A 23,526-nucleotide genomic window follows, 5' to 3' on the forward strand; every position below is an offset into this window, starting at 1 on the left:
TGCATATAGTTTCTCGAAAAGCTCAATATGCTCTTCTGTTATATTTTCAGCACATAATACAACACAAACTTTCATCTATTCCTTTATAAATTTCTTAAAAAACATAGATCTGTCAGATTTCCATCACATATGAGAAAAAACATCAATTTTATACTTTTGATTTTTTCAAGAATTGATAGTGCACAGGACACCTTTAATATCAAAAATAAATACTTTTTTAATTTTTTTTTATTTAATTTGTATTTGACTTTGTATTTTGTTTTGTCTAATCTATAACAAACGCTACAACAGAGGTTAGTAATGGACAGTAATAAATTTAATAAAATTTTAGAGATTTATAGCGATCTCAATTCAAATCAATCTTACGAAAATCTTTCTGAGTTGAATGAATTCCAAGAATTCCTAGAGTTCTTTGAAGATGGACTAGATATGAAATTAAATACTTTCTTTGATAATGATCAGCATTTGGACCAATTAGATGACTTTCTTATCGATGAAGAGTTAAGCCTTGATGGACTAACGCATTTTTTAGAACTAGCTAAAGCAGAAAAGTTAGACACTGATTCAACTACCCTAAAGGGCTTATCAGTTAAAGTGACTGAAAACCAAAAACAACTTTTAGATTTTGTGAGTGAAGTTTTAGGAAAAAGTCGATCAAAGGTATTACAAGAGCTTGTAAAAACTTATATGGATTCAGCTTATTTAACTTACTTAAATGGTAAGCATCAGATGTATCAGAATTACCATGAAATTGATAAGGGTGCTCTTATTAATGAATTACGTAGTGATGCAATTGCCTTAGATGACAATAATCATACTCTGACAATGCTTTATAAATTACGTTATAAAGATGAAGCTTGTAAGGAACTAGAATCTTTAGCAGGAGAAACAAAATGACCAATTACTTTATCGAACTTGGCAAAATGCATGCTAAAGACTTAAGACCGACTGATGAAAAATCATCTCCTCTATCATTTCAATTATCTGAAAAAGATTTTAAAAAATTGGAATTCTACTGTGAAAAAATGTCAATCAATAAGACAAAATTCGTGACTCTTATCATTAAGCAAAAATTAATTTTTGCTTTAGCACAATATCTCCATGCCAAAGGTCTCGGAACTGACAGCTTAGATTTATCCAATATGCCCTTTCACCAGAGAGCTTACATAAAAGCGAGACTAAGTTTAGCCATGAGAGAAATCGAAGAATTTACCAAGTCTTAGTTGCTCATATGAGGGCGAGTCTATTCTCTATTCGTCCTCATAATTATTAAACGTAACCTTATAAAGAGTTAAATATGACCAAACATTGGCTTGCTTACCATATGTCTCATTCAAAGCTTTTTCCATACCCATACTCATACTTAGGGAAATCGACTGTTTATAGCAAAAAAGAAATGAAATTAGATGAAAATGATATAGTTTGGGTAATACAAGGCAATAAAACTACATCAGCAAAGTTTATTGATTTTACATTGGTCGATTGTTTTATTGTCGGAGAACGTACGACTCCTCATGAAAAGTTACCTAAAGATTTTATTGATGCCTTTGATGCAAAGAAATCATTATTAACCAAAAATATTCCTATGAATAATGCAGATTCCCATTGGAGTCTCCTATACAAAACATACTTAACTAAAAGACCAATGCTTAGGTTAGCAAAAACTAACCAAATTATGGCTTTACAAAAAATCAGCGGTATTAGCTTTTAAAATTCTCTCACTATGCAGCCATGGATGCTGCATAGTGTTACTTATATGTTATTTTACCCTTACCAATTAAACTAGGTAACTGCTCTTCACCCCATAAGAAGAAACAACTACTTCCTTCTTAGCCCGCGTTAAAGCAACAAATACAAGTGATCGCTCATGAGCATCTGCTTCTATCTGAGAAATCTGATCAGCTTTATGCTCTACAGCCTTCTTTAATGGTATGAGCCCCTCATTACAAGATGCTAAAATAATTAAATCGAATTCCAAGCCTTTAACACGATGGATCGTGGCAATTTTTACAACATCCTTTGGAGCATGCGTTTCAGAGGTTTCAATTCTATGGAATTTTCTCTTCTCAGCATTAAATTGTGAGGCGATTTTATCTACCTCTGCATTTGTTCTTGCAACAATGCAAATACTATCCAATGGATAAGATGCTTGATCAATAAAGGCAAATATCTTCTGCATTTGCTCTTCAAAGTTTTGACTACTATCAAGGATAAATGGCGCTGGACCATGCGTCAGAGACTTATACAAAGTATTGTCATCTTCACCACCATCTAAGTCATCTATAGGCATATCATTTAAGATTGAAGTTGCAAACTTTCGAATTTCATCTGTTGTTCGATAATTAATTTTAAGTTTAGCTGACCGCCCACGGACATTAATACCGACTTGGCTCAGTACGACCTTATTTTGGTCGTAAATACGCTGATGTGCATCACCAACAATAAAGAGATCGTTTTCTTGCTCTGGCACAATCGCTCTCAATAACTTGAATGCTTGTGGCCCCATATCTTGGGCTTCATCCACGACAATACTTTGATAAGGAAAATCTATACCATTGACTTTGATATAGTCTGCTGCATCGCGATAGGCATCTGAGATTTCTTTAATCCCATGTTGATTCAGTAACCGTCTATATTCTGATAAAACATCCCAAACTTTAATTTTATCTGCTCGACTTAAACGCGTTCCTCGTCCTACACGGCGTGCCTGCTTATATTCCTCAAGTGAAGTAATGCCTTGTGGCTGTATTACATGTAGCCATTCTTCTTTAAAAAACTCCAAGCTTAATGTCAATTCTGGTGACATTTCTGCATAGGCCATTTTCCAGTGTTCATCTAATTTTTCGCGACTGTATACAATTTCAAAATCATATTTTTGTTTACGTAAGAAATACTGAACCCATCGATCTAAATTCACGACTTCAATTTTTTGAAGCAAAGCCTCTCCACATAAACTTCTAAGCTGATCTTCAATATCTTGTGCTAAGTTCTTGGTAAAAGTTGTAAATAGAATTTTATGATTCGGATCGGTTAAATTCTCCGCTAACCATTTTGCCCGGTGCATAGCTACTACTGTCTTACCCGTACCCGCACCACCTAATACACGAACAGGTCCTTTTTTTTGTCCTGTTGCTAGTTTACGTTGTGATGAGTGTAGGAAGACACGCCATTTTTCTAACGATGCACTTAGCATCTCCTCCAATTCAGTCTCACCAGAAACCACAGAGAATTTAGCTAATGACTGATCTCGAGTAAGTGCAGCCTCAAAATCAGTCGTACTAAATTGACTATCTTCAGCAATTTCACGCTCAGCAAGAATGGACTCGTAGCTTTGCCCTGCTAGGTACAAGAATAAGCCTTCATAGGCATCCTGTGGCAAATTGGTTTGTAACTGATCGAGATCTTCTTCCGTTTTCACTAATCGAACTTGCTGGATTAAATCTTCTGGCACCCCTACTTTCATCAATTGTTTATCACGTAAAGAATTGAATAAACTTTCTGAAGTATCCTGAGGCTCTATTGTCACTGCTTGGACTTCACTTTGATAAAGCTGAATAGCACCAGTTTCGGCATTGATATTACATTTATGCGTCTTCGCCCAAGCATATGCATCATCGTGATGATCTACCCAAAGCAATAACAGAATATTGCCTTGCTCTGAGACAATGATACGATAGGTCTGGTCTACTCGTAAGGATCTAAAGCTATCATCTTTGACAACTTGTAATTTTTCTAGATTAAAACCAGGCAAAGAGGGATTGACCATAAACTTCATAATCTGTTGGTTTACTTTTGCCTGAATATTGGATGGCAATTTATTCAGTGATGCAAAATATCCATCAGAAAAAGCCAGCTTTAAATTTGTTTTCATAGCTTATCCCCCAATTCAGTTACTAATATTTCCAAATTATTTTCAAATAGGTATACGTCATACCCTTGTTGATCAAACACTTCTTTGTCATCGAATTGATAAGGCAAAAGTACAATGATTTTTTGATCATTCCATAACAATTCTGCTTCTGCCAGAATTTCACCTTTAGATCCTTCTAATTCAAAGCCAACTAAAGGCATAGAAACACCCTGATCTTTTAATGCATATAACAGTGGATGCATGACTTCTGAGGCTTCTTCGAATACAAATGACCAATCATCATGATTCGATACGGATGGTGTATCCCAATTCAATTTTGAATGCACACCCTCATTCGTATGTTTAAATTCGCCAGCGTACAGATTTGGACAGAATTGCAGCCAATTCATGAATTGCCATAATTTCATCCACAGCACTTTAGTTTCTTCGATATTTTTTTCACCCAATTGGACTTGGATACCAATCATGAGTTCGTTTAAATCAAGACTTTTAATAATGCCATTACCTGCGGCATAAGCTAATTTAAGCTGATTTTCGTTATGACCAAGTTCAAAAATATTACCTAAAATAAGAGATTTAGATTGAGAAAGCTCATTAAACTCCAAAGGAAAATACTGAGTAAAAGTTTTCCATTGCGCTAAATTTTGATCTGATTTATGTTTAGGATCGACTAAACGTAAGGCTTGTACAGCACTTAATTTCTGCAGATCCTCTGTATTAGGGTGGCTCAAGAACTTCATCAATAAATTAAAACTATTGAGTTGTAAATCATTGAGCGTATATGGCTTCAAGTTTTGTTCATGTGCTCTTTTCAGTCCAGCATAAGCTGATGTTTCTACAATAATACTTGGGAATACATTCGCAACTTTAGCTTCATTTTTTGCAAAGCTTGATTCAACATCATGCCAAGTCAGAGACCAGACCCAATACTGTCCCGAACGTAGCAGTGCCTGACGTTTAAGTAAATCATCATGCACACTTTGTGCATGATACTCATAACCGTCCAAGAAAATTGCAATCGGTTTAAAGCCCGCTTTCTTTGCTTCTTTATTTTCTGGGTAAATAATAAAGTCTGGCTCACAAGCATAAGCAACGCCCTGTGATGGACCCAATTGGACATGCATTTCCATACGGTATTGTTCTTTATCAATACTTAAATGATATGCCTTACGCCCTTTGATCAAATCAACTTTTACACTGACTTTCTTACCACCAACAAAGGGTTGTAATTCTGGTTCATTAAATGTTTTCAGTGCTTCTGGGAAGCGTACTTCTAGCTGGCTATCCTCCCAAACCACTTTTTTCACTTTCCCTAAGTGTTCAACTTTTTTAAATGTCGGATCATCACGTAATAACTCATGCAACATATTCAAAGCCACTTTACGTGAAGTGCTTTCCATACCGTAGGAATTACGATAGGCATACAAGCATTGATAGCAACCATCCACCTCAGGAACGACATGTTGACATGAGCATTCAGCCATTACTTTTTGGGCTGCTTTAAATGTATCTAACAAATGCTTTGGGTCCGCGAGCAATTCATGTAAATAACCCGTCCCACCAGGAACGCTATCATAAATTACTAAGTAGCGTTCTCTAAAGTCACTACCAGCAACAGGCTGTTCAGAAATCATAATTTGTAAGTGATCAACTTTACCGCCAAATTTCTTTTTAAGGCCTAACTGCATTGCTGCAACAAAAGAGTTGATCTGTTCATCTGGCGTTGCTACAGCCATACTCGGCATAAGAATACGGATAGCTTCTGAAACATATTGTCGGTAAAGATAGAGACATTGTTCAATGCCACTTTCATCTTGATTTTTAGCAAAGCTACAGTAGTGCTGATGTTTTGCAGAGCCTTTTTTGTCTTGTACAGTGCCGCATTCCTTGCAGATCCTAAAACCTGGGCGCTCTAACTCCTTACCAGCGATGTAAAAGGTTAAGTCAGTAGAGCCCGTACTTTCACCAAAATTCATTTCAATAAATTTTGCTTTTTTAACGAATTCAAAACCAAAAGGTCGATCTTCGTTTTCAAAAGCATATGCAAGTTCCACATCCTGCGGATCAACATCCACGAGCATCTGCTTATTAAAGAATAATGGTTCACGTGTTTCACTATCATCAGATAGCATCGCCTTAGATTTCAATGTATTGGCATATACTTGAACAAGCTTTAATACTCGGAACTGCTGCCTTACATCTGCCCATTGAATATCACCACAACGGGGACAACTTGATGCCGTGACCGTTGAACCCACCGTCTCATGATAACTACAGCTTGGGCACATTCGCATCATTTCAATGGCTTTACCCTTTGCTGTTTCGATACGGGTAATCTCAACCTTGTGATGAGACGCATAGAAAATACTATTCGGTGCCAATTCGCTAATCGCTGCATGAGCTGGTCGTGTATATTCATACTCTTCGGAATGATACGGTGAAGCACTCGAGGGATCTGAAGACTTTCTAAAAATGACAGACTTTAATGTCGTACCTTCCTCAGGGAAAGCATAGTTAGGGAGTAAGCCTTCATCTGTTAGAAAATTAAATGTCGCTTTGCTATAAATATTACGCTTCAGTCGTGAGACACCTGTAATTTCTTGATGAAGTTCATCTAACTTTTCCTTTTTCTCATCATCATCTGGTAATGCTTCGGTTTTCTTTAACGTTTTTTCTAATGCATTCTTCTGCTCATTTAAACGGTTGATTTCCTCTGCCAACTCTTTAATTCGATTAATCAAAACCCATTCAATTTGCTCTTCTTCAGCATCATGATTGATAATAACTTTTTTGAGTCGCTCACGATTATCTGCACTCATTGTAGGAGGCAGTAATTCACTAAACTCATCCCATAAACGATCACGATTGGTTCGTATGTATTCAATTAAAGTGTATGGGAAACGGTCTGTATTATTGGTTTTGACTGCACCAATGACCAATTGCATGGTCTCTGGAATACTTTGTTTACCTTGTTCTGCTCGTCCCCAGTCATCAAAACAGTACGCAAATAATTGTCGTTTCAACACCATGGATGCTTCTAAGAAAATTGCAGGTGGCTCAACATTGCCCGCCATCATTTGCAATGGATTTGCATAAAAATACAAATCATGTGGTTGTCCATTGGCAACCGTTAACGCCACAGAATTACCCGTCGAACGTCCAGCTCGACCAATACGCTGCAAATAGCTTGCCTGTGATGGTGGTACTGAAGCCAAAATCACCGATGATAGATCACCAATATCAATACCCATTTCCAATGTCGGTGTCGCAGACAATAGGTTTTCAAACCATGGCTTACGTTCACCTGATTTTTCTTTGGCTTTGAACTGATTTTCAATTTTTTCACGTAATGAACGTGACAATAAACCGGTATGCTCATGCCCAATTACACGGTTAATTTGTCCATGCAAGTAGAAATGTCGATAAAAATTATTTAATGATCGGTGATCTTTTTTCCAAACATACATCCGCGAGTTGTTCTTCACGTTTAACTGCAATGATGGAAGATCTTCAATCTCATCATCCCATTGCTGTGGAACATTCAGCTCACCATGGCCTTGGGATAGATCTAAACTATCTGAAGCACGTAAGGTGAACGTGCTGAGCTGATGAGTAACAAATAATTTTTGGGGATTTAAGCCCCAAACTCGTGCATCTTTGGTTTTAATCACCCGTTCAACAACCAAGTCCACGCTTTGCAATGCTTTTAAGCAATATTCAAACAAATTGCTATAAAAGTCTTTAGCCACCAGTTGTTCTGTATGTACAACCAAAGTCAGCCACTTTTCATACCAGCTCTGACCTTTTTTAAGTGTAATACTTTCAAAATTCTTACATTTATCACTTGCAGGAAATACAGGTAGTTGCGAGTGTGAACCAAAAGTTGGTAAGGTCTTGTCATTGGTTAAAATATAATAATCACCGCCACGCTCGACATACCCCTCTAAGAGTTGATGATAGATCGCGCCTTGGTTACGTAACCTTAGGCAGATGCCCCACAGTACTTGTTGCGCTTGTTTTTCAGACAGCTCATATCCCAAGTGATTAAGTGCATCATCTTTTAATTGATTCGCTGCTTGATGAACTAATGTTGCTTCCCAATACAGAGTTGCCACCCCCGTACGGCGTAAAGAACGCCCAGTTTGGCTTTTAATACCTAACTCGTGCAGTGCTTCCCATGCAAGACGACGTTTAATATCTGCCAATAATTGAGCAAGTTGAGGGTTTTTACCCTCTTTCATATCAATATACGTTTCACGAGACTCTAAATTAGGCGCAATAAATTCAGTAATGAATTTTTCATGGGTCCAGCCATTTGGGTTTTTCTCATTCAGTTCATAATCTTCAAACCAATGTTCCACAAAGTCTAAATAAGGCACCGTGCCATTCTTAGAAATATATTGTGCCATCCCTGTTCTAAGGTTCATCTCCCAAGTGCGTGCACTATAAAAACCAGCCCGATGGGTCGCATCTTGGACAGAGTCAGAAAAAGCAATGACTTTTTTATCTTGATTGAGTTGATTTGAAAACAGTTGGTTAATCGCAACTGAAGTTAAACTGGCCGCCTGAGAACCAAAAATGATCAGCGAGTTACGGGATTGACAAGATGGGCACGTCCGTTCTTTTTTTGTGGTATTTACACCTTTTTCTTGAACTTCTTTGATCTCAGCACTTTCTACAACGCAAACAACGTTTTTAGAGCCACATTTATTACACTGATCTGCTTTCACCGCACTTTGGTGACAACATTCACCACATAAATAACTCACCACACCCGTAACATCATGACACTGTTCAGGAGCAATCGGCATCAGATATTTGGCCTGTACATCGTTTTTAAAGAAACGGTTATACAATTTACGTAGGTCCGTTTCAATTTGGGTATCACCCATCTTCTCTGCCGCTAGCCAAGATGTTGCATGACATTCTGAACATTGCAGAACAGGTAGAACTACTTGATCTTTTTGTTTTTTCAAATCGTCATGATAGTGCAAGTGTACATGCTCAGGGTCTTTATTTACCGTGGCGACAATACGGCGCAGCTCTCGAATCCACGCTTGAAATCTTAAAGAAACAAAGGGTTGTCCTGGGTAATCTTTACCACGTGCATGAGACACCAATGCCAACAATGACATCAGAATATACTCAGAGTAAGGTCTGAGACTTGGTGGTAATGTTCTCGCCTCAGGGACTAAACTTGAAAATGGTGTCAGCGTTTGTGCATCATTCAACAATTTTAGGAAGAATGCATGGCTTTTTAACTTTAAGCCTAATTCTTGGCGGGATTGCATATCACTAGGATCGAGGTCAAAACCGCCATCTGTTGCTTTACCAAAGAAGAACCACGCCTGGTGCTTTAAATACTCTTCTTCCGATTCAAATTGTTGTTGGTTTAACAGCTTTGGATCAAAGTCATAAGAGATGCTGTAATACTCAATGGGCGCTTGGAACTCGGCTGGGCTGACCCGTGTTTCACCAATAATACTGTCTGCTGTAAAGTCCGCATCGAAGATTTTCGAAACAAAATCCAGTAAATCTCCTTTGCTTTCTTCAGAGCCAATAGTTGCAGAAGTCCCCACCGTGACCAAATGATTCTTTGGTGTTTTTAAATGGGCTTTTAGACGCCGAATCAACATTGCCAAGTCTGAACCTTGTGCACCATCAAAAGTATGTAATTCATCGACAACCAAATACTTTAAGGTATCCGCTTTGTTTTGCACCCAAAGACTTTGATCTTTAGGACGCATGAGCAAGTAATCCAACATTTTATAGTTGGTTAACAAAATGTCTGGTGGTGTCTTACGCAAGGTGTCATGGTCGGTAATGACTTGTGTCGCCGACATTTGTTTGGTGCCACTGGCTGCATTGTCATCTTGACCGACAAATAGCCCGACATTGACACGATTTTTTAGTTCAGGAGTGTTATGGATGACTTCGGCAAAACGTTTCGCTTGGTCGGTTGCCAAAGCGTTCATTGGGTAAATGATAATGGCTTTAATGCCTTTACCTGCTTGTTCTAAGCAATGATTCAACAATGGATATAAGAAACATTCTGTTTTACCCGACCCCGTGCCTGTAGCAACCAAAGTTGGTTTTGCAGTTTCTCCAACAAGACGTTGCCATGCTTTTTCCTGATGTGCAAACGGTGAATGTTCTGTTTTGAAGTTTGGGAAAAAATGACAAGTCGCTTTAGGATTTTTAGCAAAAGGTAGCCCTAAAGAGACATAAGGTCCTTTAAAAAAAGCTTCCCCATTTGCGTCTTTATCAACCAGTGCTTCAAACTTCCCCTTAAAGTGTGGTGTTTCCGTTTCGTAGCCAGTTGTAATAAAACTTTTTAATGCTTGCTCTATATCTTTTGAAATTAAACTCGGAAACATGCTTTACACACCCTCTTGCGCTTTGAATCGTGCCGTAAACACGTCCCACGCTTGTTTATAATCTTCTTCTCGATTTGGTAAGTACCATGGACTGGTATAGGTAATCACACGTTCAACAGGTCCACCCGGTTGCGTGTCATCTAAAATAGTTCTATGAATTTTTGTACCATCTGGTAGTTTTTGGGCTTCAGTCCAACCGAGGGGTTTACTTTCTTTTTTACCGCACGGATATTCAATAATGACCGATGGATCACGTGGTCCTGCGTTACGTGCTAGACCTATGCCAACAAGACCTTTTGATGGGGTAAAGACAATACGTCCGCTTTGGTCGTAATAGGTTTCACGTTCGTACTGTTGCATGACTGGGAATTGCACACGGTAAATGGTGAGCAGTTCTTGTAAAGTCATACCGAGTTCCATTGCTACAAGTACGTCGATTTCTAAAAGTGCTTGACGGCGTTCATAATCACTTCGTAAAGCACTATCTCGTGCCCAAGATTTACTTAAGATTGAAAAATGTTTTTGATTTAATAAGCTATTTTCACAACTCCAACGATCATTTTTATAAATTTCAGCCCAGCTTTTTTCCCATAATTCCTTATATTGACTAGTTAAACAAGTTAAGGTTAAAACTCGTATTCTTAACTTTGGCGAAGTAATAACTGGTAATTGTTCTAAAGTAGAAATATATAAATCTTCTTTTCCTACTGATTTAACGTAATAATCAGCAACTATTGAGAAAAGTAAAGCTTGAAAATCAAGTAAAATATTAGAATCTTTAAAAACTGTAATAATACAAGTATGTATTGCTCCTACTTCTGGAGGTATTATTGTTGATAAAAGAGTTCTCTCTCCTGATAAACTCAATTGTCTGCGATGAATCATTTTATAATATTCAGTCACCTTTTTGCTTGAGCTACATCCATCATCTATCCAAGGCACATTAATAATCTTACGTTTATAGTCTTCAATCTTATTAGGAAGATAATTAGTTCTTGGTAAATAACTATTAGAAATATTCATTAAATCAATATTCTCATATGCTCTATGAGTATTGCATATATCTTTAGGAGTCTGAAAGTATGCGTTTGCTATATGAAAATGTGGTCCAGACATAATCCAATTTAAATTATCTTTTGCAAAGCTTGTATTCCTTTTAATAATTAAATTATTCTGAGCTTTAGTTTCATGCCACATTTCAAAAGAAATATATGTATTAGGAAAATTATTAAGCCGAACTTTAGTATTACTAAGTTTTTCGATACCTGAAATTAGTTCTGTAGAATGAACTTCCGGTAATTGTGAATGAAGTATAGGTACGTCTCCATCATCGTATAGTTTATTAAAAATTTTTAGAACATCTTTGTTTACCTTAATTAGACGGCTCTTATGTCCAAGTACAGACCAACTATCATTAATATCTTTAATTCCCGGAACTGAGCCTTTTCCATTGTGTTCATAACAAAGTTCAATAGTCTTTGGTATAAATAAATTAGATATATTTAAAAACTCAGGTAAATTTTTAATTTTCCCATAAATATTAATGCTAAATTTATTTCTATTCCCAATAGGGAAAAGCTTTTTCTCATTCTGAAACTGATAGTGAGCTATTAATCTTAAATACATTAACTCTCGAAATTTTCCCCCACTATTTTCACGATACACATTTTCTGGATGTAGAAAACCACTTACTCCATCAAAATGTATATATTTCCAAGCCTGAGGTATAAAACATTTATATAAGTTTGTTTGAATACCTTTTAGTTCAGGATAATTCTGATAAGCATTGAGGAAATTCTGAGTCCCCTCAGCTTCTTCCAGCTCAGTAAACCACGCATTTTCCAATGCAGGTTTAGCTTCAAACTCCTGCTTTCTACGTTCACGTAACTTCGTCGCAGAAAAGTTTTTAATTAAAAACTCAGGGTTGTAATCTCCTAATACGCCACCTTCATTCCACTCCACCTTTAACCACGGCGGATTCCCCAACATCACATCAAAACCACCACGGTCAGCAAAAATATCTGCAAAGGTCAGTTCCCAATGGAAAAACTTAAACTTATCCGCAAGCTCTTTTACCAGTTGTAAACGTGGATGTTGCTTATACAGACTCGGTAAATGCAACTCACCCTTTGCTGTTAAAACTTGACTCAGCTTCTCTTCTTGTACCGTTAAGTTGAGTTGAGCATCCCCAAACAAATCATGCTGAGGTTTTTCAAACCCAGTTAAAGCAGGCGCCGTGTCTACTGTCGCATCAAAATCAAAACCACCTTGTTCAGGTTGATGGAAATCATACACTTCACTTTCCAGTACAAGCTTTAGCTCCATCATCCATGTCGCACGGTCAGGCAGTAAATCTGCTTTTTCAATTGGCCAGAACCACAATGCACACCAATAATCCATCACCAATTTCAAACGGTGATATGGTGTCGCAATTGGCGCATCATGGTTAAAAATACCATTGGCATGAATTTCATCTTTAGCCGCAGTCGTCGTGGTTTGACCTTTAGACTCCTGTCCCCAAATCTTAAATTGATCTTCCGTACGGGCACGGTCGGCTCTTAAGGTTTGAACATGCTGTGCCCAAAGCTCGTCAATCACATCGCTAAATTGTTGTAGCGTCTCAATTTCCCAAGCTTCTAAATTCGATAAAAAACCTTTACGCCAATTCTTAATCGTTTCAAATTTTTCAGGTTTTAACGCTTTGGCATCACGGTCTGTCACGTTCGCCATATCAGGGTCAGGCAATAAGAAATGGTAAACTTCAGTTTTAGCTCGATCTGATTTTTTACGAGCCAAACTTTCAGGCGCTAAACGCTTCGGTGCAAAGTTAAACCATTTATCCGCTTTGACTTTGGTTTTAATCTGCCTCTCGTCATACACCTGACGGCGTGCACCAATCAGCGAGTTACCGTTAAATAATTGATACCCAAACCATGGTACCTGATTTGAACCATTGATCGAGTTCAGCCATAAAGACACTTCTGCAAGTTCAACCGCAATCGGGTTTAAATCGACACCAAATACATTATGGTCGGCAAGGTGCATTTTGACCGTCTGTAATTCATGTTGATAATCTTTCATCTCAATACGTTGATTGAGCTCAGATTGCTTCTTAACTAAATAAGCTTCTGCTAATTGGTTGACAGCTTCGTTCAAGAATGCGGCTGAACCCATTGCAGGCTCACATACTGTCAGTTTTAAAATATCATCGGCACTGACTTTTTCTAAATCCGCACCGAGTTTTTCACGTAAGGTGTATTTCACCAAACTCTTGGTCAGCACCTCTGGTGTGTAATAGCTTGCTGACTTTTGACGGTCACGACCTGCTAAACGATAGATGAACTTACCCTTAGGGTGCTTTTTAAGAACTTTGAGTCCTTCGTCATTTCGCTCATAGACTTTTTCATCATCCGCATAGCTGTCAATTTCTGTTGCAGTAACAAAATATCCTTCATGCAGTTCATCGTAATTGTCCTTAGGTCTTTTCACCTCATACAAGTCTTCTTTAGCAAAGAAACCTCGGTAGCTCAGCAGCGCCTCGTAAACTGCGCCCAATTGGTTAATACCGAGTTGCGCATAACTAACACGACCACGGCGTTGACGACCTCGACCACTGGTTTCACGCGTCAAAGACATCAAGCGAATGACACGTTGTAGTGTTTGGTTGGTAAATTTTACTTTTTCTAAATATGCAGTTCTTTTCGGATCAAATAGATGGCTGTCTAAAGCATGAATATCAAAACCTGTTAAACCCGTACTTGATGCGCTGTAACTTCCTTCAAGTGCAAGATCCCCTTGATCGTGCGGTTTACCGGTATGAATCAAATTAAACAACTTTTGAATCGAATGATGGAAATAGTAACCTTTCAAAGACTGTTCACTTTGTAATTGCACCATTTCTAAGTCACGTAAACTCTCTAAGCTATATCCCTTTAAGTAGCTCTGGCTGGTTTTAATTGGGACATAGCCTAGCTCTGGTCGCGCTTCAATATAGAACAAGAACAACAAACGATACATATAACGTAAGCATTCTCTTGAGAGTTGCTCTGGGTTTAGCCCCGTTTTTTCACCTGCCCAACTAATATCTTTACGTTGTAAAAGCTGTTCCGTTGCTTCATTGCCTAAGAGTTCAATTGCTTCACGCAGGGCATATTTCAGGTCCTCAGATACCCCAAAAGCATGCTTATGTGCATTTTCATCTAGGCTGTCGAGCAACGAATCACCATCTTCAGGAACAAGACTGTCTTTAAATAACAATGCTGTTGTGGCCTGTAAGGTCTTGGTATCTTTACGGCCTAAAATTTCATCCCAATCAAAACGTAAAACGCGGTTTTGTAGCCATTTAAAACGATCAACCAAAATTGCTTGTCGATCACCTAAGACCAAGACCCAACGTGGTGGCTCCTGCATCTTAAAAATGTGATCATTGATAATGTCCGACCACTTGATTGCAGTCCCATCTTTCGCTTTATGCACTAGACCATCCGCATATGGTCCTGGTCCAAAGAATTGCTCTTTCAGCAGGCTTAGTGAGAATGGGTCAAAACCGTCATTTTCTTTATCAATTGCCTCTACAACCATCAATTTTGGTTGTTGCTGATTTGGATAAGCAGACAAAACTGGCAGTTCTACATCCTTATTTCCAATTGAAAAAACATGGTTATATGGAGCAAAAGGAATATCCAAAGCACTTAATAATTGTTGGCGTAATTCTCGACGTTCTTCTAAAGTTGCCTTTAAACTACGTTCACGCTGAATTTTTTCATGTGTTTTAAAATATGGACGTGCTAAGTTTTTTAAGCGTTGATATGGCGGTTCAAAAATAACTGTTTGCTGAGTCTCTCTGTCCTGCTCTTCTTTAGCTTGCCACTGTTGGATTAAATCCCGAATATCGCCATCGAAAACTTCTGATAAATAATGTGCCGAATAGAATTCATTTTCGTTTTGAATGCCCAAATATGTCGCTGCATTATCACTAATAGCCATGATCTATCCTTAGTTTTGAGTTGCTGCAATAACGGCAATTAATTGAATATAAGGTGAATTTTCTGTCTGCCAAGTATCTTTAATCCAGACTTCGTATTCATTAAACACTTGATCGATATAACGTTGCTTCGCTTCTTTTTTGGTTTTAGCAACAGACTCGAGTCCTTGATCGAAATCAAGATATAACTGTTGTTCTTGTTTACCTTTTAAAGCACTTAATTTTTCAAGTTGTTCAGCAAGCTTGGGCTGCATCTCTTCATCAAAACTGACTTTCTTCTTGAGCACTTCTTGAGTCACCCCATCCACAACGGCAGAGCGTAAATTTTGCAAAGCATCTAAATCCACTGGTGCACCCGTATTCGGTGCATTTTTAAGGATTGGACCATAGACATTCAACATGTCTTGTAATGACTCAATTTTAGTAACCTGATTTGCTTTAGTATGTACGGCATACCATTCCCAAATCACAGGATGCGCTTTACGGTTAGGTATCAGTGCTGATACTAAGAAAATTGCTTCATCTTTCTCGATTTGAGTATTCAAACCAATCACTAAAGCTTCATTACGTCCTGTGTTGCCCAACATACGCTCTTGGAGCCATTCAGCAACAGGATGACGTTTCCATAAATAGTGTTCTTTTGGCCAAGAGTTCTCTTCATTACGAGAAGCCTTCACCACTTCCATATAATTTTCTTTATCTTCAGTAAGAATAAAATTTCCATACTCTGGATAAATTTCAGGAGGATATGCTTTAAATTTTTGTTTTAGATCCTCAGGCGCAGTTAATTTTATTTTTTTAACTGCATCCTCAAACTCGACAGCAATACGTCGCTGGTCTTTGTTGAGATATGACAATGCTCTTTTGGCAAACTCATATTCACATTCAAATATCTTAAAATTGTCCTTTACTTCCTGTGGTTGTACCTCGATAAGAGGCTCATCATCAAGTGAGCTAAAGAAGTCAGCTAAAATGTCATCGCCTTCATTATGTTCGTTTTCTGGCGTATATTGAGCATCAAATTCATCAGCCTGCATAGTGAGCATAGCCTCAGCAACTAACTTTTCTTCTTCTGATACATCATAAACATCTAGGAAGGTCGCTGGGTCGCCAATATTTTTATAGGCTTGATCATCCTTTTCTTGCAAGATTTCTAAAATACGTACATCGCCACGGATCGTTTCATTACTACTTTCCGTAATCAAATAATAAATCTCTGGCTCTTGGGTTTGACCATAACGATCTACACGACCATTACGTTGTTGGAATACCATCAATGACCATGGCAAATCAAAATGTACTAAGCGATGAGATAAATGATGGAGGTTAATCCCCTCACTCGCTACATCAGAGCACAGTAATACTCGGACCTTTTCTTCACGCTTACTAAATTTTTCAACAATTTCTTGTTGGGTAATATCATCCATCCCCCCATGCAATTGCTGAATTTGATCTTTATTTAGACCTAAATCACGGCTTAAAACACTTTCTAAAAAATTCAGTGTTTCAATACGTTCAGAGAAAATAACGATACGATCATCCGTGTTACGTTTATCCCAACTAAATTCAGAGCTTTTAAGTAATTCAATAAGCTTGGTGTATTTTGTAAACGCTACTGAATCGATTGGCTCTAGACAAGCTTTCAAGTCTTGAAGATGGTCGAGTTCTTGTTCTACATCTGGTGTAAGCAATTCATTTTTAGCAGTAAGTGTTTTGATCCGTTGTTCAACAGACTTCAAACAAGCTGCTGGGGATGAAAACAGTGCTTTCTGCAAGCCAATTCGAACTAATTGTCCAGGCTTATCACTGTTGTATTGACCTTTAATGGTAAATGGCACTTTAAGCAAAGCGTCATAAGCCAACTCTTCTAGAGCTGAAGCTTGATGCTTTAAAGAAAAGACCTTACGGTCCTTAAATTCAGTTTTGACCTGATCTTTAATGTCATGTTTGAAACGGCGTACTACAAGCCCTTTATCTGCAAAATCAGCTTTCTCATAGTTATTCGGATCTGGAATAGCTGTTGGATCAAGCATATTCATTAAGCTTGCAAAGCTTTTGGCTTTACCATCATGTGGTGTTGCTGAAAGCATGATTAAAGTGTCAGATTTACGTGCTAATAACTGAGCAAGTTCAGTACGCTGTGAACTTGTTCCTCTGTCAGCCACGTTATGTACTTCATCAATGACAATGATGTCCCAATAGGCTTTGTCTAAGTAGGACTTAAACTCATTGTCTTGTTTAAGCGTGTCGATTGAGATAATTGACTTATCGTAGTAATAGAATGGATTGTGATTCGTTGGGATGCGCCCACGTACACGTTGTAAGCCATTTGAATCTAGACGCATTAACGGGATTGAAAAACGATTCCAAAATTCTTTTTGGAATTGGGTCATCATACTTTTTAAGGTCAAAACTAAAATGCGTTTACCACGACCACGCTGAATGAGCTCTGTGACTAAAATACCTGCTTCAAGCGTTTTGCCTAAACCAACCGCATCCGCAATTAATATACGCTGACGAGGCTGTTTCAAGGCTTGATATGTGGGAACCAATTGATATTCAACCACATCCATTGCTGCTTCTTTGGCAATGTGAATTTTTAAATCATTGGGCGTGGACTGGCGTAGCTGACTTTCAATAAATAATAAACTTTGAGAAAATTGCGGACTTTTATCCTGAACCAATTTGGTGAGCTTAGGATCTAAAATTTGAATTTTGTCTTCGAACTTAGTCAGGAAAATGGCTTCTTTACCACGGACAAGCTCTGATATTCCTTCACATGTAAGTTGATCACCATGATTCATCGTCGGGTCCACGCGTCGGATTACCCACTCTTCGTCACGAATCTCTACACGAGCTCCAGGCGCAAATTTCCCCGTCATGTTCTTATCTCAATCATTCAATAATGGTTTTAATCTTTATTCCATTTATAACTTTGCCATAAATGCCTCTATACAAAGCCCTCACTTTGTATGAATCACATTACTCAGGCTACCATTATAGCTCAAAGTATGTTAAATAAGATTTTAAAAAATATAGGCTTATACTAACTAAATAGCTACCAAACGACAAAGCATGCCTGTACAAAAATGAAGCGCTTGGCATAGCTCGTCATAAAAATAAAATACAGAAAATTGGATACAGTGTTATAAGCTTATCTAACAATCATTATCCATAATTTGAAAACAGTGTGGCTCATCTAAATTAAAAGGCACCACCCTAAGCTTTGCCCCATGTGTATGCCTAAAACCAAAATCATCCAAAGGTCGATCAAACTTTCCTGCTCGATACGGATACACCAATATCACTTCACTTTCTTGTTGTAAGTAGTAGTGACTGTAAGCAAACATCTGCTGAATATCACTGTCTTTTAAGCCATACCGTCCACCACGGTCATTCTGATCTATCAGTTTCCACTTGGTATCCATCACAATATTTTTTGCATTCGTTTGGGAACGATCAATAAAAATATCGGGCTTCAACTTAAAGATCTTACTCTGTTGATGCTCACAAATATGTTCGGTTGAATGCTGTGTTTTGACCTGATATTCAGGCAATCCACGGCGCAAATGATACGCTACAAAGTGTTCAAAGAGCTTTTCCATCGGGAATAATAGACTCATGCCACGCCATTCATCTTGTGTAGATACAGGCATGTATTCGCCTAAGATTAATTCCGTCCAAGGCTTAATCTCAGCATATAACGCAAGTAAACGCCCTGACTGCCATTGTCTAAAATCCTGCTGAATCTTTTGACTTGACGGTATTTCAGTGGTCATCAACCGTAGCTCTTGAGCAAGCTTCCAATTGTTCGCATCTTTGGTCTTTTTACACACGACTTCCAATGCTGTACGAATCAGACGGTTCTCAGGACGATTGACTTCATAAAAATACAATATGACTCAAAACCCATCAGATTTTAGCTTCTTAAAATTCATATATTTCATTGAATTAAATTCTTTCGATCATAAGTAATCTGTGCTCAGAGCATTATAAAAACACCAACTTTTCAACAAAAACCCGCCACCTTATTCCCTAGTTTTTGAACAAGCAGTCAAAGCTTTATTTTTAGCTTTACAATTGAGCTATCGAATAAAAAGAATAAAACAACGATGAAAACAAAAAAATCAGCTTCAGACCAAGTGCAGCAGTTGTCTAAGGAAAAAGCCCTTGCCATTGCTAAAATCAATAAGGGTATTCAGCTCTGCCTTCATGAAGTCCATCATGCAATGCCCTCCCTATTTGGGATCCATCCACAACTCAAGTTATTTCACGCTGTAAAAAAGAAAATAGGCAATCAAAGTGAAAAATTGAGCGTCGAAGCGCTCCATTTTCAAATGACACAAGCATTTATTTCGATGTTGTTGCATTCTAAAATTGAGATCAATCAGATCTATCCCAACAGATTATTGTCTTTGCTGAATCAACATCTGAGCAAAACCTTTATTTATGATCAGAACTGTCGTCTATACGACAAACCTCATACCAACATGTCCATGCACCTGTTGGCACAGTTTCTTGGTTGTACACGCAACCAATTAAATTATCGTCAATCGCATATTGATCAAGCATTTAAATTGAAATGGTCTGCGCTGCAAGCCAAATGCGAAGCATTGCAACATGATGATTTGGATTCCTCCATGCTGTGGAGGGCTGAACATGAGTGAGATGATGCGATTGAAAATGAGATCATTATTGGTTGCAGAAGATGTACTCGAAACCTTCCAATATATGGGTGCACATTTTCTTTGCCAAACACCTTCGATTGATGATTTAAACACAGAGCTCTTGGCTTCTCTTTTACCATTTGTATATTGTGACAACGTGTCATGGGAAAAATTAGACCTGCATCTACTTGATGAGGCACCTCATCTAACTCAAGCACCGATCAGCAGTTATTTGTATGCCTTAAAAGATGTTAAACCCGACCATATTGCTTATCAATGGGCAGTGAACATCCTACATGCCTTAGTCGCCTTACATCATATTGGTCGTCGCTCAGATGAACATAAGAACACGATGATTATATTAGTGACGCGCTTGCGTTTGGCTTCACAAGCCTTATTTAAATCCGAACAAGGCAAAAAGCTCTCTAAATATGACAAGTTATATTTATGGTTATGGGAGCAATTGCCACAGACGCAGATCCGCCTTGAGGAATTTATTCAACAGCTCAGTGCATTAGAACACTCTGGTACTTTAACCACCTTTCAATTTAATCTGATCCGAGATCTCAGACGTGCTTATCAATATGTATTGAATGCAAGTCCGAAAAAGGCAGGACATAACCATAGTGCGCAAAAAAAGCTGGAACTCTACCCTCTAGATGATTCAGATCATCTATTGATGGTACAGGAATTGCCAACATCCTCCACAACTCGATCTCTACAATATGAACTATTGGCAGATCATCAAGAGATCCAACATGCACAGATTGAAACTGAAGCTGTATCACCACTGTGTAAACAGTCTAAGGTGCTACAAAGCAAGTCGGTTCAATTGATGCAACAACATATGATTCGGCTCCAACATCGCTTTGCTAGTAGTAATCATTATCCTGATCTGGAATCAATTCGCTTATTGATCTCACATTGTTGGAACCAATACAGTACAGCGCAATTGAAGAACAAAGCCTATCTCATTATTTTACTCAGTTTCCTTACAGGCAATTCCACGGAAGAATGGCTCAAGGTACAAAGCCCAACGATCTCTCGTTTAAATCAACGTCAGCGTCTCATTCAAATTGAAGATAGGTACGTCCTACGGTCCAAATTTACTTTATTTGATCCAATGCACTTTCCACATAAAGATGCATTGCACAATCAAATCACGGATTTTGATTTACCTCTTGCTAATGTCCTTATTCGAGGACTAAAGCATAAACCCATATTGGAACAAGCCGATATTACTCAGGCTTTACAACAATGTCGTAAAGCACTTTATATCCCTTCGCTCACGAGTAAGAAACTCAGTACCTTACTCCATGCCCATATTTACCATACGACCGGCAATGCGCAATTGGCAGATATTCTGACCGGCATCGATGCCAATCGTTCCTGCTCGATCTCCTATTGCTCCTATCCGGTGTATCGTTTACAGCATGAATATGTTGACGTCGTTCAGCATCTCTCAGCCAACATGATGAAAGCTCTACAGATCAAAGTCGAAGATCAGGGATTAAATTTTGGCAGTTTAAAAGCCCCAACAGCCAAGACGGTGACGAGTATTTTTGCTTATTTGTATGCACAGGTGATTCAAGCTCAACATCACTTTGACGCTATTGCCACCTATAACCATTACAATATTTGGATGTGGCATATTCTGCTACTTTTTACCGCTGCACGACCGGTGAAGGACTTTCCGGGATTGTTAAAAGATGTTGATTTAACGCAGGGATGGTTATGGGTATCAGATAAAGAAATCCACGGTCGGCATGATGATGGGCGACTCCTGCCATTATGTGATTTTCTCAAACGTGAATTAAAAAGCTTCTTGCAATATTTAAGACAAAATACAGTGAGTTTAGAAGCTGAGATCGAGAATAGCACTCAGCATATTGAAGAGATCTTTGAGAGCAAACGTCCCTTGCTGTCAGTTTTTATTGATGATCAATGGCAAAGCTTAAGTCCTGCAATCGTGTCGCAATTTACGGAAGGCATGCAGCTTGAACAAGCCAATTGGCTTCGGCATACCACACGGGCGTATTTGACAGGAAAAACAGAAGAACCCTTGATTCTTGCATTGTTTGGCCATGAACGAAATCAACAAGAACTGGGCAATCATTATTCGAGTCTTGCGCTGAATACTTACCGCACATTGGCAAAGACCCTCGATGAAATGAGGGATTTTTTTCAAATTGATGGCATGTGTGACAAAAATGAGAAAGTTTAAATGAAATCAGAAGATTTTCCTGTGTACATCTAAATTTACCAAATGATCAAAAAGCAGCAATTTCAAATACTGAACTTTGCGCTGTACTTATTTATTTTAAGTTTCACGTGAAACTTATATTTACAAATAAAACATATACTTAGGAAAAATTTGTGATGTAATAAAAAATGTGTTAGTTTTACTCAAAATTGGAAAATTTCATCTAAATTTAAGCATACCTTATAGATGATTTAGTATGTTTAACATAAATACACCTATCAAATGATATAGTCTAAGTACATTTCTCTACTATGGCTTCACTCTCAATCATGTATATAAAGATTAAATAAATGAAATTCAAATGAGCTTCAATTTTATTGGCTACTAATTTATCTAGAAGAATTTTTGCCTAGCCATTAACTACAAAATCATTGTATATTCATGTATTAATCTAAAAATTACTTACCAATTTAAGTCTTTTAAATCTAAAAATATAGGATGACCAGACTTACCTAAACGAAATGAAAATCCAATTAATACACTATATGAAATATCTACAATTCCATTTTTTAACATAACTTTTAAACTTTTATCATTTTTAATTTGATCTATATCAAACCCAAACCCACCAATAGGTAATTTTAATATTGATTTTGTTCTTCTACACCCAGAAATATCTAAAAAAGTTACTGAGACACGTAATGTTTTATTGGCATCTAGACATGCTTTTCGGCTAAATTCGAGAACTGAGATTTTCTCCCTTGCTCTACTTTTATCGTATTCGCTCACTTCCCATGCTAAACGCTGATGATATTTTAAAGGTAATACTGTTACAACTGTACCAGTCTGCTCATCTCTAATCGCCACAAAATACTCTTCATCTATAGGGCTATAGAACAGAAGATGCTGTTTAGGAATCCCAGGTTTGTTCCCTAAATTAAAATACATCTCATGATCAAGCCAGAAAACGAGTTGTTCCTGAGTAAAAGAAGTACGTTCACTTAAACGATCAAATGCGTGTGTAGAAAAATTAGTAAAACAAGATCCCAAATTTATTTCCTTATATTTAAGTCTCAATAGAACACGGCTTCACATGCAATCCTAAAAGCACTAGTTTAACCTTCATGTCAGAGTTAGTAACAGCCAAGCCCGAAATAGCTAATTATTAACCACATTTATGGATAAGAAATTGACTTTAGAAAAATACAATCCAACCTAAAACCTGCCAGATTTCAATTCTTAAAATTTATTTCCGATCAAAACTTAAATTAAAACCTATATTTTATTATCCACATAATCCATAGGTAAAAACAGTATTATTTCAACAATAACCCTCAACTTTATTCCCAAGTTTTTGAACCTTCGGTGAAATCTAGCCTTGCAGATTTATCATAGAGGAAGAATAAAAATAAAAAGCTCCTTCT

Annotated in this window: 10 protein-coding genes and 1 pseudogene; 5 read left to right on the top strand and 6 right to left on the bottom strand. The window is 37.7% G+C overall.

Features of this window, described 5'->3' with window-relative positions:
• The first annotated feature begins 300 nt into the window (after window positions 1-300).
• The 3 genes from AC4MCC_RS09430 to AC4MCC_RS09440 all read left to right on the top strand — a co-directional run bounded on the left by AC4MCC_RS09430 (window position 301) and on the right by AC4MCC_RS09440 (window position 1,711).
• A complete protein-coding gene (locus AC4MCC_RS09430) occupies window positions 301-897 on the top strand; it encodes a hypothetical protein (protein WP_491885182.1) in 597 nt (198 codons plus the stop codon).
• Window positions 894-1,223: a hypothetical protein gene (locus AC4MCC_RS09435; protein WP_491885183.1), complete on the top strand. Its 330-nt coding sequence runs from the start codon at window positions 894-896 to the stop codon at window positions 1,221-1,223. The genes AC4MCC_RS09430 and AC4MCC_RS09435 overlap by 4 nt, the downstream gene beginning before the upstream one ends.
• Window positions 1,224-1,297: 74 nt before the next feature.
• Entirely contained in the window at window positions 1,298-1,711 is a 414-nt protein-coding gene (locus tag AC4MCC_RS09440) for a hypothetical protein (protein WP_491885184.1), read from the top strand.
• Window positions 1,712-1,777: 66 nt separating this feature from the next.
• Here AC4MCC_RS09440 and AC4MCC_RS09445 read toward each other — a convergent pair whose 3' ends face one another.
• From AC4MCC_RS09445 to AC4MCC_RS09465, 5 genes and pseudogenes are all read right to left on the bottom strand, one after another.
• Window positions 1,778-3,871 carry a UvrD-helicase domain-containing protein gene (locus AC4MCC_RS09445; RefSeq protein WP_491885185.1) on the bottom strand — a complete coding sequence of 698 codons (2,094 nt, stop codon included), beginning with the start codon at window positions 3,869-3,871 and terminating at the stop codon, window positions 1,778-1,780.
• Window positions 3,868-10,248, bottom strand: coding sequence for a DEAD/DEAH box helicase (locus AC4MCC_RS09450; protein WP_491885186.1), 6,381 nt, complete (start codon window positions 10,246-10,248; stop codon window positions 3,868-3,870). Before AC4MCC_RS09450 ends, AC4MCC_RS09445 begins: the two co-directional genes overlap by 4 nt.
• A gap of 3 nt (window positions 10,249-10,251) precedes the next feature.
• A complete protein-coding gene (locus tag AC4MCC_RS09455; RefSeq protein ID WP_491885187.1) occupies window positions 10,252-15,234 on the bottom strand; it encodes an Eco57I restriction-modification methylase domain-containing protein in 4,983 nt (1,660 codons plus the stop codon).
• Window positions 15,235-15,243: 9 nt separating this feature from the next.
• Window positions 15,244-18,114: a DEAD/DEAH box helicase gene (locus tag AC4MCC_RS09460; RefSeq protein WP_491885188.1), complete on the bottom strand. Its 2,871-nt coding sequence runs from the start codon at window positions 18,112-18,114 to the stop codon at window positions 15,244-15,246.
• Window positions 18,115-18,390: 276 nt separating this feature from the next.
• Window positions 18,391-19,119, bottom strand: a pseudogene (locus AC4MCC_RS09465) (McrC family protein); the annotation flags it as partial.
• Between the two features lie 225 nt (window positions 19,120-19,344).
• On the opposite strand from AC4MCC_RS09465, the gene AC4MCC_RS09470 reads away from it, so the two are divergent.
• Both AC4MCC_RS09470 and AC4MCC_RS09475 read left to right on the top strand, forming a co-directional pair.
• Complete coding sequence (locus AC4MCC_RS09470) at window positions 19,345-19,899, top strand: hypothetical protein (protein ID WP_491885189.1); 555 nt, start codon at window positions 19,345-19,347, stop codon at window positions 19,897-19,899.
• A complete protein-coding gene (locus AC4MCC_RS09475) occupies window positions 19,892-22,123 on the top strand; it encodes a hypothetical protein (RefSeq protein WP_491885190.1) in 2,232 nt (743 codons plus the stop codon). The genes AC4MCC_RS09470 and AC4MCC_RS09475 overlap by 8 nt, the downstream gene beginning before the upstream one ends.
• A gap of 441 nt (window positions 22,124-22,564) precedes the next feature.
• Here the strand turns inward: AC4MCC_RS09475 and AC4MCC_RS09480 are convergent, their stop codons facing one another.
• The gene (locus tag AC4MCC_RS09480; protein ID WP_491885191.1) at window positions 22,565-23,152 is read right to left on the bottom strand and encodes a hypothetical protein; all 588 of its coding nucleotides are present in this window, start codon (window positions 23,150-23,152) and stop codon (window positions 22,565-22,567) included.
• Window positions 23,153-23,526: the final 374 nt, after the last annotated feature.

The organism is Acinetobacter sp. CAU_H_56, from assembly GCF_058599425.1.